Consider the following 16,105-nt stretch of genomic DNA (forward strand, 5'->3'; position numbering starts at 1 on the left):
TGGTCAAGTCCGTGGACGGCACCGAGCACACCGTCACCATCACCATCACCGGCGTGAACGATGGCGCCGTGGTGGCGGGGGATGACCTGGGGGCGGTGACCGAAGATCTGAACGTGGTCGGCGGCAAGCTGAGCGACAGCGGCGTGCTGACCATCAGCGATGCGGATCAGGGTCAGGCCAAGTTCGTGGCGGGCAACGGCACCCCGAGCAATGGTGCACTGGGCAGCCTCTCCATCACCGAGACCGGTACCTGGAGCTACAACGTCGACAACAGCAAGGTACAGTACCTGGGCCTGGGCGAAACCCGGATAGAGAGCTTTACCGTGCAGTCGGTGGATGGCACCACCCACACCGTCACCATCACCATCACCGGCGTGAACGATGGCGCCGTGGTGGCGGGGGATGACCTGGGGGCGGTGACCGAAGATCTGAACGTGGTCGGCGGCAAGCTGAGCGACAGCGGCGTGCTGACCATCAGTGATGCGGATCAGGGTCAGGCCAAGTTCGTGGCTGGCAACGGCACCCCGAGCGCGGGCGCACTGGGCAGCCTGACCATCACCGAAGGCGGCGCCTGGACCTACAACGTCGACAACAGCAAGGTGCAGTACCTGGGCCAAGGTGAGACCCGTATTGAAACCTTCACCGTCAAGAGTGTGGATGGCACCAGCCATACCGTCTCGGTCACCATCACCGGTACCAACGATGCACCAACCCTGAGTATCGACAAGGGGGCCGTGGTCTCCGAAGAGGGGCTGGCCGGCGGCATTGCCGATACGGCAGGCAGCAGCGATACCACCGATAGCGTGGCCGCCAGCGGCAAGATCACGGTCGGCGATGTCGACAGCCAGGATACGCTCACTATCAGCCTGAACGGGCCGGCTGGCCTGACGGCTGGCGGTGCCGCGGTGCAGTGGAACTGGAATGCCGCCACCAAGGTATTGACCGGTTATACCGGTACACCGGGCGGCGCCGACTACAAGGCAGTCATGGATGTGAAGCTGACCGCGCCCGCCGGCAACGGCAAGGGCGACTGGAGTTATGACGTGACGCTCAAGGCTCCGCTTGATCATCCGGTCAAGGGCAGTGAAGACGTACTCAACTTCCAGATCGGTGTGACCGTATCGGATGGCAAGACCACCACCACCGGCAGTCTGCCGATCTCGGTCGAGGACGATTCGCCGGTGGCCGGTGACATGGCGGCCGTCTCCGTCATCAAGACCAACATCCCGGATACCCTGACCGGCCTGTTTGATCTGACCAAGTACAGTGGCAGCAACCAGACGACCCTGAACGTGAGCGGCTTCAGCATCACGGCGCTGGGCTTTACCTCGTCGACCAACTCGGCCCTGATCACCGCCAATGTCAACGGTTCCAGCGCCGGCCTGGGGGTTTCCAGCGTCGGTTCACCGAACCACAACCTCGCCAACGAGGTGGACTTCCGCCACTTTGCCAACGGTACTTCTGCTTCCGAGCAGCTGATCGTCAAGCTGGATGCGGGCAAGGTGGCCTATGGCGCCAACATCAAGTTCAGCCAGATGTTCGGTGGCGAGCTGGAGAGCGGTGTGGTCGAGTTCTACCGCGGCGGCGTGCTGATCGGTACCCAGACCTTCAGCTCCAACGCGGCGGGTGGCGACTATGCCGGCAACTTCCAGGTGCAGCAGGGCGGCTTCGATACCATGGTCATCAAGGCCACCAACAATGGTAACGGCCTCTACGCCGACAACAGCGACTTCACCGTGAAGAGCATCGAGTTCCTCGGTGCCACCACGGCGCCGGCCATCGCCTACGGTTCCGGCACGGTCACCCCGCAGTGGGGCGCCGACGGCAAGGGCTACATGCAGCTGGTCGGTTCTACCGAGACCGGGCTGACAACGGCGACCGGCAAGCTGATCACCACCACGATGGAATCGGCCAATACCCTGGTCGGCAAGGCCAGCGATGGCACCCTGGTGTTCCGTCTGGAATTTACCCCGGCCACCGGCAAGTGGGAGTTCTTCCAGTATCAGAACATGTCCAAGCCACTGGGAGATGGCGACATCGACTTCCAGATCAAGGTGGTGGATGGCGACGGCGACTACAGCCTGGGCTCTTTCGCAACCAAGCCGCTGTTTACGCCCATCGTACAGTCGGTCTCCAGCGAGAGTGCAGCCGAGGGCGGCAACCTGCTGCACACGGTGACGCTCTCCGATGCGACCCAGGAAGCGACCCAGTATGACTTCGGCATCAAGGGCAGCGGTACCAACCCGGCTTCCAGCCTTGACTGGGGTACTGCCCAGTTCAGCAACGGGGTGACCTACAACAGCACCAGCGGCAAGATCACCGTGCCGGCCGGGGTGTCGGGCTTTACCGTAACCATCCCGACGGTGGACGATCGTCTGGTCGAAGCGAATGAGACCCTGACGGTGACCGTGGGTGGTCAGAATGGCATCGGTACCATTATCGACAACGATCGTGCACCGGTGACCACGGGTGGCTACAGTGCCGGCAAGGAAGACACGCCGCTGGTGCTGAAGTGGGCCCAGTTTGGTGCCAGCGATGATCAGGCCGCTTCTGACCTGAGCGTGCAGATCAACACCCTGCCGCTGAACGGCAAGCTGGAGTACCTGAACGCAGCCGGCCAGTGGATTGCGGTGAAGGTGGGGGATCTTGTCTCCTACGCCGATATCGACAGCGGACACCTGCGCTTCGTGCCGGGCCTCAACGAGTCGAGCACCAATGCCAGCAACGGCAATGGCGTCGTGACCGGCAACCTGCAGGGTGATTACGCCAGCTTTGGTTACCAGATCAGCGATGGCGCCAACCTGAGCAACAGCGGCAAGCTGGTGATCGATATCACGGCGGTCGCGGACAAGCCGGTGGTCGACATCAGCCTGACGGGCAACGGCGTCCCGCTTTATACCCAGTACCCGTCGTCCGGCATCTCCACCGGGGCGTTCCAGAGCGGCAACTTCAACAAGGGCAACTTTGGCATCAGCAGCAGCTTTACCGACAGCACCACGACCCAGGACAGCGTGGTGGGGACCAGCGGCAACGACTACATCGTCAGCGTGAAGGGGGGCGGCGATTACTTCGTCGGCGGTGCGGGCAATGACGTATTGGTCGGCGGCAACTCTGTCTCCGGCGATACCCTCGACGGCGGCACCGGCAATGACATCCTGGTGGCCGGACTGGGTGGCGATACCTTGTATGGCGGCGCCGGTACCGACCTGGCCGTACTGATGGGCTCGCGTGCCAACTATGTCATCGAGCGCAGAAGTGACGGCGGTTTCAACTTCCTGGTGAAGGAGAACGGCGTCACCATCAGCAAGTCGCTCTACGACATCGAGCTGGTGCAGTTTGATGACGGCATCTACCAGTTCAACCAGACCGACGGCACCCTGACGGCGGTACAGCCGAGCGTGGTGGATTACCCGCTCGAGATCAGCGCCTCCCTGACCGACCGGGATGGCAGTGAGCAGTTCGACAGCCTGGTGCTGACCGGCATGCCGACGGGGTCGACCCTCTATCAGGGCGCCACCGTGCTCGGTACTGTGGGGGCCGATGGCAAGCTGACGCTGACCGGTCTGTGGAACCAGAGCGCGCTGGACGTCAAGCTGACCGGTCTGACGCTGCGGGTTCCGGGCAGCAGTGCCGGTCAGTTCGACCTGAAGGTAGAAGCCATCGCCAAGGAAGTGGCGACCGATCAGACCAGCAGTGCATCGGATCAGGACTCGATCCGCATGAGCTACTTCCTTTCCACCGAAGGGGAGCCGGGCGATCAGAACCGCACCTATGGCAACGAGCACAATATCGTGGTCGGGGATCTGGATGGCAGCGTGGTACTGCCGGGCCAGAACTACAACATTGCCTTCATGGTCGACAGCTCGGGCAGTATCGGCAGCAGCGCCATGAACACCATCAAGAGCCAGCTGGCACAGGTGTTCTCCAGCCTCAAGGCGAGCGCCGGGACCGATGGGGCCGGGACGGTCAACATCTTCCTGGTGGACTTCGACACCATGGCCAACAAGTCGGTCAGCGTGAACCTGAAGGACAGCAACGCCCTGAGCCAGCTGCAAGCCATTCTCGACAGCATGGATGGCAGCACCAACAACGGCGGTGGCACCAACTACGAGGATGTGTTCAAGACCACGGCCAACTGGTTCAACAGCTCGACCGTACAGGGCAATACCAATGCCAAGAACCTGACCTACTTCATTACCGATGGTAAGCCGACTTACTATCTGAGCAATGAAGGCAGCAACCCGCTGGTTGATGACTACACCAACAACAACAAGGACGTGTATCTCAATCAGCTGCTGCAAAATGGCTATGTGCCTGGTCAGGTATACAAGAACGGTAACTTCACCGTGATTGATGGCCAGGGCGTCGTGTACAAGAGCGATACCTCAGGCAAGGTCTCCACGATCGGCTATATGCGCCCTGATGGTCTGGGTGGTTATACCTACTCGACCCTGGCAGGTAATGGACAGGATTCCACATCCACCACCATCAGCAATGCCGTTGCCGGCTTTGCCTTGCTGACGGGCATGGGGGTCACGGTGGAAGCGATCGGACTGGGGGCCAACATCTCCTACAACGATCTCAAGTCCTACGACTCTGACGGCGTCATCATGACCGGTGTCAACGCCAGTGACCTGGCCAACGCCATCCTGGGTACCTCGGTGAACAACCTGCCGGGCAGCGACCGGATCGACGGCGGTGCCGGTGACGACATCCTGTTCGGGGATGCCATCCACTTTGCCGGCATCAACGGTGAAGGCTACGCGGCCATCAAGCAGTATGTGGCCGGCAAGCTGAGCGCAGGCTCGGTGACCGATGCCCAGGTCCATGACTACATCACGGATCATGCCAGCGAGTTTGATCAGTCCTCCAACAACGACAAGGCGGACGTGCTGATCGGCGGGGATGGCAACGACATCCTGTTCGGTCAAGGTGGCGATGACTTCCTGTTCGGCGGGGCCGGCAACGACATCCTGTTCGGTGGTGCCGGCAACGACACCCTGTACGGCGAGAGCGGCAACGATACCCTGTACGGCGGCAGCGGCAACGACACCCTGTACGGCGGTAGCGGTGACGATACCCTGAGCGGTGGTCTGGGCAATGACATCCTGGTCGGCGGGCTTGGCAATGACATCCTCAAGGGGGATGGCGGCGCCGATACCTTCACCTGGCTGCAGGGCGATACCGCTGCGGGCAGCGTGGCCAAGGATTACGTGGTCGACTTCTCCAAGGCGGAAGGTGACAAGCTGGATCTGAGCGACCTGCTGGATCACGATGGTTCTCGCAACCAGAACGATCTGAAGAGCCTGCTCTCTGTCTTCCAGGACAGCGAAGGGGTTCACCTGCAGGTCAAGGAGAGCAGCGCCGCCCCCGTGACCCAGGAGATAGTGCTGATGAACCACACGTTCGACAGCCTCACCGGCAGCGCGTCGGCCACCTCGTCCCAGGTGATCGACTACATGCTGAACAACAACATGCTGGATATCGACAAGTAATCCGGTCGACCCCAGGCAAAAAGCGGCAGATTCATCTGCCGCTTTTTTTATGTCATGGGATTGAAGGGGGCGCTGATTTTCATCGGATAATCAGGGCCGTATCACCGTCGACAGAGGATTGTGAGCGAATGGTTACTGACAAGCTTGAAGAGAGCCCGGCCGCGAGCCGGGTCTCGCTTTTTTTTATCAAGTTCCTGCATCATCTGGCCGACATAGGATAAGAATACGGGTCGTGTTGGGATTCTGACCCTTCTATACTATGGCGAGACTCGGGCAACGGACGTAAGGGCTTTATATGGCGAGCATATTGGATTCAGTGGACCAACGTACCCAGCTGGTAGGGGAGAACCGCCTGGAGCTGTTGATGTTCCGTTTGGGATCCCAACAGTTGTTTGCTATCAACGTGTTCAAGGTGCGGGAAGTGGTCAAGCTGCCCCATCTCAACAAGATGCCGGGAGCGCACCACAACATCAGCGGGGTGGCCAACATCCGTGGCACCTCGATCCCGGTGATCAACCTGCGCAGCGCCATCGGCATGCGCCCCATGCCCATCGATGCCGAGTCCAACCTCATCATTACCGAATACAACCGCACCATTCAGGGCTTTCTGGTGGGGCAGGTGGCCAACATCGTCAACATGACCTGGAAGGACATACTGCCGCCGCCGCGTTCCGCCGGGCGGGCGAACTACCTGACCGCCATCACTCGCATTCCCGAGGACGGCGTCGATCAGATCGTCGAGATCATCGACGTGGAGAAGGTGCTGGCCGAGATCATCACCTATGACATCCGCATCTCGGAAGAGGTGCTGGATCGGGAGATCCTGCCGGAAATGCATGGCCGCAAGGTGCTCATCGTCGATGACTCCAGCACGGCCCGCAATCTGGTGCGCGAAACACTGGGCCAGCTGGGGCTGGAGGTGATCGAGTGCCAGGATGGCCTGCAGGCGCTTAACTTGCTCAAGGGGTGGTGCGATGCGGGCAAGAAGGTGACCGACGAGATCCTGCTGATGATCACCGATGCCGAAATGCCGGAGATGGACGGCTACCGGTTGACCCATGAAATTCGCAGCGATGCCCGCATGTCCGATCTCTTCATCACCCTCAATACCTCGTTGAGCGGCAACTTCAACGAGGCCATGGTCAAGAAGGTCGGCTGCGATCGCTTCATCTCCAAGTTCCAGCCAGACCTGCTGGTCGGGGTGGCCCAGGAGCGGTTGCGCCAGATCCTGGAACGCTGAAACAGGAGCAATAAACATCCCGCCTTGGCGGGATTTTTATTGGGGTTGGAACCCGGAAGATAGGCAAGGCCATGACACCGGGATCACTGGGTCAGCAGCGGCTCGATGAAGCTGGCCACCCGGTCGCGGATCTGCGGCTGGGCGGCGGCGGTGGGGTGGATGCCATCGTTCATCATGAGTTCAGGGCGCAGCGCAATATCATCCATGAAGAAGGGCATCAGCGGCAGCTGATTGGCGCTGGCCAGTTCCGGGAAGATCTGCTCGAACTGGCGCAGGTAGCGCGCGCCGTAGTTGCGCGGCAGCTGGATCTGGGTCAGCACGGTTTTTACCTGTTGTGCCTTGGTCAGTGCCACCATCCTGGTGAGATTGTCCCGGGTGATGGCCGGTGCGAACCCGCGCAGCCCGTCGTTGCCACCCAGCTCGATCAGCACCCAGTCCGGTTGATGTTCCTTGAGCAGGGCCGGCAATCTGGCCAGCGCCCCTTGCGTAGTTTCACCACTGATGCTGGCATTGATAAGCTGATGTTTACCCCCCTGCTGCTGCCATTTCTGATTGAGCAGCGCAGGCCAGCTCTGCTCCGCCGGCATCTGATAACCCGCACTCAGGCTGTCGCCCAGTACCAGCAGGGTCTGGGCCTGCACCGATGACACCAGGCAGCACAAGGCAAACAGGAAACGCGTCATGAATTCAACTCCCATTATCAACGTCAAGGGCCTGGGCAAGACAGTGCGCCTGGGCCAGGAAAGCCTCACCATCCTTGAAGGGATCGACCTGCAAGTCAATAGCGGCGAAACGGTGGCGCTGGTCGGCGCTTCCGGCTCCGGCAAATCCACCCTGCTGGGGCTGCTGGCCGGGCTGGATCTGCCGAGCCAGGGGGATATCGAGATCCTCGGCCAGTCGCTGCTGCAGCTGGACGAGGAGGGGCGTGCCCGGCTGCGGGCCGAGCAGGTCGGCTTTGTGTTCCAGTCCTTCCTGTTGCTGCCCACCCTGAGCGCGCTGGAAAACGTCATGCTGCCTGCCGAGCTGCGTGGCGAGACCCGCTGCGAGCCGCGGGCTCGCGAGCTGCTGGCGGCGGTCGGCCTCGGCGAGCGGCTGCACCATCTGCCGCCGCGCCTCTCCGGCGGTGAACAGCAACGGGTCGCCATCGCCCGGGCCTTCATGACCCGGCCCAGCCTGCTGCTGGCCGATGAGCCCACCGGCAACCTCGACAGCAAGACCGGGGAGCGGGTGATCGAGCTATTGTTCGAGCTCAACCGCGAGCATGGCACCACGCTCGTGGTGGTGACCCATGATCACGAGCTGGCTCAGCGTTGCCAGCGGCAGCTGGTGATGGCGGCGGGACGGCTGGCGGCGGCTGCGTCAGCATCCGAAGCCGCCTCTGCAGCAAGAGTCAGGGAGCTGTCATGAGTCAATGGCGATTGGGATTCAAGTTATGGTGTGGGGAAGGCGTCAATGACAAGGGGCTGCCCGGACTGGCGCAGGTGAGGAGCACGTCATGAGTCAATGGCGACTGGGATTCAAGTTATTGCGCCGGGAAGGATTCAACGGCGAGCTGCGCTGGTTCGTGCTGGCGCTGGCGCTGAGCGTGGCCTGCGTGCTGAGCGTAGCCCTGGTGGCGGATCGACTGGATGCCGGGCTCAAAGCCTCGGGCCGCGACTTTATCGGTGCCGACCGGGTGCTGCGCTCGGCCATGCCGGCGCCGGCCGCCTGGCTCGAGCAGGCGGCAAAAGCGGGTCTGGCGGTGCAGACCACGGTCAGCTTCAACAGCATGCTGTTTCATGGCGATGCCCTGCAACTGGCCTCCATCCGCGCCGTGCCTGAGAATTTCCCCTTCTACGGCAAGCTGGAGCTGAGCCCCCAGCGGGCGCCGGCGCCCGGCGAGATCTGGCTCTCCGCCCGGGTGATGCAACTGCTGGCGGCCAAGCCGGGGGATGCGCTGGAAGTGGGTAATACGGTGCTCAAGGTGGCGGGAGTACTGGGTCAGGAGCCGGATCAGGGCTTCAGCCCCTTCCTGCTGGCGCCGAGGGCGCTGATCCACCGCGCCGATGTGGAGGCGACCGGTGCCCTGCTGCCGGGCAGCCGCCAGCAGTGGCGCTACCTGTTCAAGGGCACCCGCGAGCAGGTGGCCGACTATGAACGCTGGCTCAAACCCAGACTCAAGGCGGGGCAGAAGCTGATCAAGCCGGACGATCAGGGCTCTCAGGTGGGCCGCTCGCTGGCCAATGCCGAGCGCTTCTTCCGGCTCGCCTCCCTGGCGGGAGTGCTGCTGGGGGCGCTGGCCATGGGCATCGCGGTGCGTCACTTTGCCGAGCGCCAGACCAACATGGTGGCGCTGCTCAAGACCCTGGGGGCCTCCCGTCGCTCGCTCTGGCAGTTGATGGGCACCCTGCTGCTATCGCTGACGCTGGTCGGCGCCCTGCTCGGTCTGGTGGCGGGCAGCGCCATGCAGTGGCTGACCCTGCATCTGCTGGGCAACCTGCTGCCCGCTGATCTACCGCCGCCGTCGTGGCGACCCTTTGCGCTGGGGTTGGCGGTGGCCTTCTTCATCACTCTGCTGCTGGCCTTCGTGCCCTTCCTGCGCCTGCTCAAGGTGCCGCCGCTGCGGGTGCTGAGGCGCGAGCTGGAGGCGGGGATCCCGCCCTGGCTGGCGTTGCCGGTGGCGCTGCTCGGGCTGTTTGGGCTGGTGTGGGGCTTCACCGCCGATGCGACCCTGGCGCTGGGGCTGATCGGCGGCATGGGCCTGCTGATGGGACTGCTGGCGCTGATCGCCTCCTTGCTGCTGCGGCTGGGGCGCCGGGTGCAGGGCCCTCACGCGCTGCGGCTGGCCATCAGCCATCTCTCCCGCGAGCGGGGCAGCGGCTTGTTCCAGCTGGCGGGCTTTGCGCTGGCTCTGATGCTGTTCGGTCTGCTGTGGGCGGCGCGGGTCGACCTGCTCGGCGAGTTCTCGGCCCGGTTGCCGGCGGATGCCCCCAACCGCTTCCTGGTCAACGTGGCAGACGGAGAGCGGGAGGGGATCCTGGCCGATCTACGTCAGGCGGGGGCCGTGACCTCGGACTTCTACCCCATGGTGCGCGGCCGGCTGGTCAGCATCGCCAGCGAGGCGGTGCGCGACACGGATGAAGATGGCCGCGAAGGGGTCAATCGCGAGCTCAACTTCACCACCACCGCCACCCTGCCGCCGGACAATACCCTGACCGCAGGACGCTGGCTGGATGGTCCCGGCCAGGTATCGGTAGACAAGGATTTGGCCAAACGGCTCGATATCGCCCTCGGCGACACCCTGGGCTTCACCATCGAGGGGCGCAGCTTCAAGGCGCAGGTGACCAGCCTGCGGGCCATCAAGTGGGACAACATGCGGCCCAACTTCTACATGATCTTCTCGCCGGATGTGCTGGCGCCCTTCTCCCAGACCTGGCTCGGCAGCTATAGTCTGCCGGAGCAGGGACGGGTGGCCGAAGTGGAGCTGATCCGCCGGCACCCCACGGTGAGCCTGATCGATGTGGACGACTTGATCGTGCGGCTGACGGCGGTGTCGGATCAGGTGAGCCGGGCGCTGGGGTTGATGCTGGGGCTGGTGACGGTGGCGGCGCTGCTGGTGCTGCTGACCCAGACCCAGGCCAGCATGGCCCATCGGCGCCGGGAGCTGCTGCTGATGCGCACCCTGGGGGCCGGCAGCGAGCTGCTTCGGAAGATGCTGCGCTGGGAGCTGGTTGCCAGCGGCCTGCTGGCGGGGCTGTGCGCCGCCATGGTGGTCGAGCTCTGCTCCCTCGGCCTGCAGTGGTGGTGGTTCGAGGGGCAGTGGCAGTTCCACTGGGCCATCTGGGCCGGTCTGCCGCTGCTGGGGGCCGTGCTGGTGACGCTGGCGGGGCAGGGCATGCAGCGCCAGCTGCTGGCGGGCACCCTGAGCGATCGGCTGCGTGGGTTGGGGCAGGGCCTGCTCTGATCACCGCATCCTGTGCGGATGCCGCAAGGCGCAATAACAGTCAGCCCGGCCAATGGCCGGGCTGACTGTTATCCGGTTGGCTGATAAGCCCGGTCAGCGGGGAGTGCTCAGCAGATTGGCAAGGGCCTGGGGCAGCGCCGGGTAGGTGAAGTGGAAGCCGGCCTGCTGCAGACGGGTCGGCAGCACCCTCTGGCCGGTGAGCAGCAGATCGGCCGCTTCGCCCATCAGCAACTGCAGCAGCGGGGCCGGCACGAAGAAGAGGTGCGGCCGGTGCAGGGTGCCTGCCAGGGTCTGGCTGAACTCGTGGTTGCTGACCGGCTGTGGCGCCGTGCCGTTGAAGAGACCGTCGCACTCGTCGTGTTCCAGCAGGAACAGGATGGCGCGCACCAGATCCTGGATGTGGATCCAGCTCATGATCTGGTTACCCGTGCCCATGGGGCCACCGAGGCCGACACGATAGGGAGGCAACATTTTGGGCAGGGCGCCGCCGTCGGTGCCGAGTACCAGCCCGATGCGCACGATGCAGACCCGGGTATGCTTGCTGCGGGCCTCACGGGCCAGGGTTTCCCACTGCTGGCAGAGCTGATGGGTGAATTCGTCGTGAGGAGTCTGGCACTGCTCGTCCAGCGGCTCATCGCCCTGACGGCCATACCAGCCGATGGCGGAGGCGTTGATCAGCACCCTGGGCGGCGTATCGGAGAGCTTGACCAGGTCGACCAGCTGTTCGGTCAGCAGCCAGCGGCTGTCACACAGCAGCTGCTTGCGCCGCTCGCTCCAGCGGCCGTTGGCGATGGGCTCCCCCGCCAGGTTGATGACCGCGTCCACGTCGTTGAGGTTGTCGAGCCGATCCAGGCTGTCGAGCAGCTTGACGTCGTGGCCGAGCAGATCATAGGCGCGGCTGCCCTGGCGGGTCAGCACCAGCACCTCGTGGGCCACCTTGAGATGGGCCACCAGACGGCGACCGATGAAGCCTGTCCCTCCCGTGATCAATATTTTCATATGCAGACTCCCTGACGCTGTTGGCTCTACTCTAGTGGGCCGGCACAAGATGAACAAGCAGCTGTTTTTGCAAAGATTATAATCGTCACAGCAGGCATCTGGCGCATCGCGCCAGGGGGCGTGCAGCGAACACATGCGCACATGTGAAGGGATGGCGGCGACTGCCGCTGTCGCCCCGCTGCAGACGCGATATAGTGTTGGTCAGAGCGCTCCGCTCTGCCGTCAGAGTTGTCAGAAAGGCTTGTCAGAGAAGGGGAGAGGAGTAGACTCGTCCGCTTTTTCACCGTTGCCGCGAGGGTGGGTATGCCGTTTCGTCGTTTGAGGTTGCGCCAGTTTTATACCAGGCTGGGGGCGGCGTTGCTGGCCGGCCTGCTCCCCTTGCTGCTCGGGGTCTTGATCGTCTCCTGGCAGACCTTTGCCGGCATGAAGCAGGATGCCGAAGAGCGTCTGCTCCATGCCAGGGAGATGCTGGAGCGCACCCTGGATCACGCCCATCAGGCGGCGGCCATGGTGCAGGGCAGCGTGGGGCGTCCCTGCGAGGAGGTGGTACAGGGGCTGCGGGATCAGGTAGCGACCGTGCCGGACGTGCGTACCGTCAACCTGGCCAAAGGGGAAGTGGTCTACTGCTCCTCGCTCTACGGTCCCTATCAGGGCCCCTTCAAGCTGGCCGATTACGCCAATGGCCAGCTGGATCTGATGCGGGGCAACCCGGTGACGCCGGGGCGGCCTCTGGTGGTCTATCGCCAACCGGTGGGGGAGTACAGCGTACTGGTCGGCATCGATGGCTACTACCTGCACAACATCCTCGACATGCTCAGCCGCAACTCGCCGCTGACCCTGGTGATCGGGGCGCAGAGCATGCTGGCCGACGGCCAGATCCACGACGAGGTGCCGCCCGTGGCGCTGGGGTCGCTGGAGCAGACCTCCGGCAAGTATCCGTTTCGGGTGGTCACGGAGCTCTCCCACGACGAGTACGGCAGTCATATCTGGAACTACTCTCGGGCCAGCCTCATCATCTACCCATTGCTGGGGCTGCTGGCGGGCTGCCTGGTCTACTGGCTGGCCGGCCGCTCGACCTCTCCTTCCCAGGAGCTGCGACGGGCGCTGGATCAACGGGAGTTCATCCCCTATCTGCAACCGGTGGTGACCGGTGACGACGCCCACTGGAGCGGCTGCGAGGTGCTGATGCGCTGGCAGCACCCGCGTCAGGGCCTCATCTCGCCGGACCGCTTCATTCCGCTGGCCGAAGACAGCGGCCTCATCGTGCCCATGACCCGGCTGCTGATGGAGCAGGTGCGCGAGCAGTTCGCAGGCCGAGTGCACAGCCTGCCCAGAGGGTTCCACTTCGGCTTCAACATCAGCGCCAGCCACTGCAAGGACATGAGCCTGCTGGAGGATTGCCGCGACTTCATCAACGCGTTTCGGGAGAACCCCATCAAGCTGGTGCTGGAGCTGACCGAGCGGGAACTGATCGTGGCGGACGAGACGACCGACCGCTTGTTTGCCGAGCTGCATCAGCTGGGGGTCTTCATCGCCATCGACGACTTCGGTACCGGCCACTCCAGCCTCACCTATCTGCAGCAGTTCCAGGTGGATTTTCTCAAGATCGATCAGAGCTTTGTCGGCATGATCGGCTCCGATGCCCTCTCCAGCCACATCGTCGAGAACGTCATCGATCTGGCGACCCGGCTCGGTCTGCTGCTGGTTGCCGAAGGGGTGGAGAACGAGGTGCAGGCCGCCTACCTGAGAACGCGCCGGGTGAACTTCCTGCAGGGCTATCTGTATGGCAGGCCGATGCCGATGAAGGAGTTTGCCGGCCTGCTGGCGCAGGGCTGAGCCAAATTTCGCGCATAAAAAAACCAGCGACCGAGGCCGCTGGTTTTTTTTTCGTCCAGAGGCTGGTCAGAGCATGCGGGCGAGGGCGCGGCACAGACGCTTGACCCCCTCCTCGATGGTGGCTTCATCCACGCAGGAGAAGCTCAGGCGCAGGGTGTTCTGGATCTCGGGGCGCACATAGAAGGGGGCGCCCGGTACGAAGGCCACCTTCTCCTTGATCGCCTCGTCAAACAGCGCCATGGCGCTGACGCTCGAAGGCAGGGTCAGCCAGAGGAACATGCCCCCTTCCGGTCGGGTGTAGCTGACGCCGGGCGGGCAGTGACGGGCCAGGGCGGCCTCCATGGCGGCACGTTGACGGCCATAGACCTCCTTGATCTTCTCCAGATGGGCATCCAGCGAGTTGTCGATCAGGAAGCGGTGCAGCACCTGCTGGCTGAAGGCGTTGCTGTGCAGGTCGGTGGCCTGCTTGGCGATGGTCACCTTCTTGCGCAGCCAGTCCGGCACCAGCATCCAGCCGAGGCGGAAGGCCGGGACGACGGTCTTGGAGAAGGAGCCGAGCAGCACGGTATTGTTCGGCGCCAGCTTGGCGATGGGGGGCAGGTGTTCGCCCTCGAAGCGCAGCTCGCCATAGGGGTCGTCTTCCACCATCAGCAGCTCGTGGCTGACCAGTCGCTCGGCAAGCGCCTCGCGGTTGGCCCGGCTGTAGGAGACGCCGCTCGGGTTCTGGAAGTTGGGCACGCCGTACAGCAGCTTGGCGTTGGAGCCGCTCGCCAGCAGCGCATCCAGCGCCGCCAGATCCAGCCCCTCCTCACCCAGGGTGATGGGTTTGAAGGCCGGTTGATAGACGGAGAAGGCCTGGATGGCGCCAAGATAGCCCGGCTCCTCGATGATGAGATCCTGCCCCTCGTCGATCAGCACCTTGCCCAGCAGATCCAGCGCCTGCTGGGAGCCGCTGGTGATGAGGATGTTGTCCGGATTGACCTGCATGCCGTGGCGGGCCAGATAGCGGTCGGCGATGTACTGGCGCAGCGGGGCGAAGCCCTCGGTGGCGGCATACTGCAGGGCTGCGGCGCCCTGCTCGCGCAGCACGTCCTGGCAGGCCTGGTCGATGGCCTTGACCGGAAACAGGTGCGGATTGGGCAGACCGCCGGCGAAGGAGATGATCTCCGGATTGGCGGCGACCTTGAGGATCTCGCGGATGAAGGAAGGCTCTACCTTCTCGAAGCGCTGGGCAAAAAACGGCTGCATAGGATTCTCTCTGGCATGGTGAGCGGTCGCTCCATTCGACCGCCAAGTTATCCGTTTGTATCAGATTTAAAAAATGAGGCAATGGCTGTAACAAAAATCGATAAAAAAGGGCAGGTTTGGCACCTGCCCGAATTTTATCGGTCGGGGACGGCCATGGGGCGCAAAAGCCCCGGCGTGACCCGTTACAGTCCCGGCTCCTTGAGGAAGCGGATCATCAGCTCGGTGTTGGCACCGAGCTGCTGCTGCACCCGGCCCGGGAACAGTTCGGCCATCTTGTCGAGGCGGTCATACTGGGTATGCCAGATCTTGCCCCACTGGGTTTCGCTGTCCCGATCGCAGGCGCTCTTGGTGGCATCGTCGTAGCAGTCCCACAGCGCCGGATTGGTGGTCTGGGAGTAGCCGTCGTAGCCATCCGCCCCGTTGATGGTGAAGTTGGTGGCCTCCACGTAGGCGATGGGCACTCCGAGGCAGGCGAACGGCGCATGATCGGACCAGCTGCCGGTCTCCCCTTCCGGGTAGCCACTGTAGCTGGGGTGGATGGCAAACGGGGTAGAGGTCTGCTTGGAGATGGCCAGCAGGCGATCTCGCACCTTGGGATCGAAGCTGTAGCGGCTCGGATCGGCGCAGTTGTACTCGGCCACGTCGGAGTGGGCCGAGTGAACGTAGACGATGTCGCCCCCGGCGATGGTGTCGTAGTTCACCATGGCCAGCAGCTTGGCGACGGCGGCGCTGTCGAGGCTGGCGGCATAGGCTTTGGAGCCGTTGAGGCCGTTTTCCTCGGCGCCGAAGAAGGCGAAGCGCACCGTGTAGGGCAGGGTCTGCCCCTTGAGCGCTTCGGCCACCGCCAGCAGGGCGGCGACGCCGGCACCGTTGTCGGTGGCTCCTTCGGAGCCCTTCTTGTCGCCGGTGCTGTCATAGTGGGCACCGATCAGGATCACCTTGTCGCTGCTGCCCTTGAGCTCGGCGACCAGGTTCTGGGAGGTCTTGCTGGCCCCGCTCTTGGTGTAGGTGAAGGGCTGGTTCTGCACCTCGTAGCCCCAGCCGGCCAGGTGGTCCTGGATCCAGGTTGCGGCGCGGGTCTCGGCCTCGCTGCCGGTGGGTCTGGCGCCGATCCCCTCGGCGGTCGAACTCAGCTGCACCAGGTATTCATAGGCCTGCTCGGCGGCGGAGGGGGCCTGTGAATCGTTGCTGGAGGTGTTGCACCCGGCCAGCAGGGCTGTGATGGCAAACGCCAATGCTGTGTGTTTCATACTGCAATCCTTTGTTGTGTATGGTTTTATTTGCGCAGGTCAGCATGCACCCGGCGCCTGGCAGATTCTGTGAAGGGGGTGGCATTTGTCAATC

The 16,105-nt window shown here is 63.3% G+C and carries 9 protein-coding genes; 5 read left to right on the forward strand and 4 right to left on the reverse strand.

What is annotated here, in order from left to right:
• Both QLG02_RS09125 and QLG02_RS09130 read left to right on the forward strand, forming a co-directional pair.
• Positions 1-5,495 (forward strand): VCBS domain-containing protein (locus tag QLG02_RS09125; RefSeq protein WP_282465021.1); only part of this gene is annotated, 5,495 nt, incomplete at its 5' end.
• Positions 5,496-5,790: 295 nt separating this feature from the next.
• Positions 5,791-6,735 (forward strand): chemotaxis protein CheV, encoded by a 945-nt coding sequence (locus QLG02_RS09130; protein ID WP_017410908.1) that lies wholly within the window; start codon positions 5,791-5,793, stop codon positions 6,733-6,735.
• A gap of 83 nt (positions 6,736-6,818) precedes the next feature.
• Here the strand turns inward: QLG02_RS09130 and QLG02_RS09135 are convergent, their stop codons facing one another.
• Entirely contained in the window at positions 6,819-7,418 is a 600-nt protein-coding gene (locus tag QLG02_RS09135) for an arylesterase (RefSeq protein ID WP_011707238.1), read from the reverse strand.
• Between QLG02_RS09135 and QLG02_RS09140 the strand changes: the two genes are divergently transcribed.
• Together QLG02_RS09140 and QLG02_RS09145 are read left to right on the forward strand one after the other, a co-directional pair.
• Positions 7,417-8,142 (forward strand): ABC transporter ATP-binding protein, encoded by a 726-nt coding sequence (locus tag QLG02_RS09140; protein ID WP_045526114.1) that lies wholly within the window; start codon positions 7,417-7,419, stop codon positions 8,140-8,142. The genes QLG02_RS09135 and QLG02_RS09140 overlap by 2 nt on opposite strands.
• Positions 8,143-8,230: 88 nt before the next feature.
• On the forward strand, positions 8,231-10,678 hold the full coding sequence (locus QLG02_RS09145) for an FtsX-like permease family protein (RefSeq protein WP_282465022.1): 2,448 nt from the start codon (positions 8,231-8,233) through the stop codon (positions 10,676-10,678).
• A 93-nt stretch (positions 10,679-10,771) separates the two neighbouring features.
• Here the strand turns inward: QLG02_RS09145 and QLG02_RS09150 are convergent, their stop codons facing one another.
• Positions 10,772-11,677 (reverse strand): TIGR01777 family oxidoreductase, encoded by a 906-nt coding sequence (locus QLG02_RS09150; protein WP_282465023.1) that lies wholly within the window; start codon positions 11,675-11,677, stop codon positions 10,772-10,774.
• Between the two features lie 303 nt (positions 11,678-11,980).
• Between QLG02_RS09150 and QLG02_RS09155 the strand changes: the two genes are divergently transcribed.
• Positions 11,981-13,513 carry an EAL domain-containing protein gene (locus QLG02_RS09155; RefSeq protein ID WP_282465024.1) on the forward strand — a complete coding sequence of 511 codons (1,533 nt, stop codon included), beginning with the start codon at positions 11,981-11,983 and terminating at the stop codon, positions 13,511-13,513.
• A 66-nt stretch (positions 13,514-13,579) separates the two neighbouring features.
• Here QLG02_RS09155 and QLG02_RS09160 read toward each other — a convergent pair whose 3' ends face one another.
• Both QLG02_RS09160 and QLG02_RS09165 read right to left on the reverse strand, forming a co-directional pair.
• Positions 13,580-14,761, reverse strand: a complete 1,182-nt coding sequence (locus QLG02_RS09160; protein ID WP_139706236.1) for a PLP-dependent aminotransferase family protein — start codon at positions 14,759-14,761, stop codon at positions 13,580-13,582.
• A gap of 182 nt (positions 14,762-14,943) precedes the next feature.
• Positions 14,944-16,011: a M20/M25/M40 family metallo-hydrolase gene (locus QLG02_RS09165; RefSeq protein ID WP_139706238.1), complete on the reverse strand. Its 1,068-nt coding sequence runs from the start codon at positions 16,009-16,011 to the stop codon at positions 14,944-14,946.
• Positions 16,012-16,105 lie beyond the last annotated feature (94 nt).

It is taken from the genome of Aeromonas sp. V90_14, assembly GCF_029967615.1.
Lineage (GTDB): Bacteria > Pseudomonadota > Gammaproteobacteria > Enterobacterales > Aeromonadaceae > Aeromonas > Aeromonas hydrophila.

Coding starts and splice junctions, on each gene's coding strand:
- QLG02_RS09130 (WP_017410908.1), top strand. CDS start 5,791: ATGGCGAGCATATTGGATTCAGTGGACCAACGTACCCAGCTGGTAGGG.
- QLG02_RS09160 (WP_139706236.1), bottom strand. CDS start 14,761: ATGCAGCCGTTTTTTGCCCAGCGCTTCGAGAAGGTAGAGCCTTCCTTC.
- QLG02_RS09165 (WP_139706238.1), bottom strand. CDS start 16,011: ATGAAACACACAGCATTGGCGTTTGCCATCACAGCCCTGCTGGCCGGG.
- QLG02_RS09140 (WP_045526114.1), top strand. CDS start 7,417: ATGAATTCAACTCCCATTATCAACGTCAAGGGCCTGGGCAAGACAGTG.
- QLG02_RS09155 (WP_282465024.1), top strand. CDS start 11,981: ATGCCGTTTCGTCGTTTGAGGTTGCGCCAGTTTTATACCAGGCTGGGG.
- QLG02_RS09150 (WP_282465023.1), bottom strand. CDS start 11,677: ATGAAAATATTGATCACGGGAGGGACAGGCTTCATCGGTCGCCGTCTG.
- QLG02_RS09135 (WP_011707238.1), bottom strand. CDS start 7,418: ATGACGCGTTTCCTGTTTGCCTTGTGCTGCCTGGTGTCATCGGTGCAG.
- QLG02_RS09145 (WP_282465022.1), top strand. CDS start 8,231: ATGAGTCAATGGCGACTGGGATTCAAGTTATTGCGCCGGGAAGGATTC.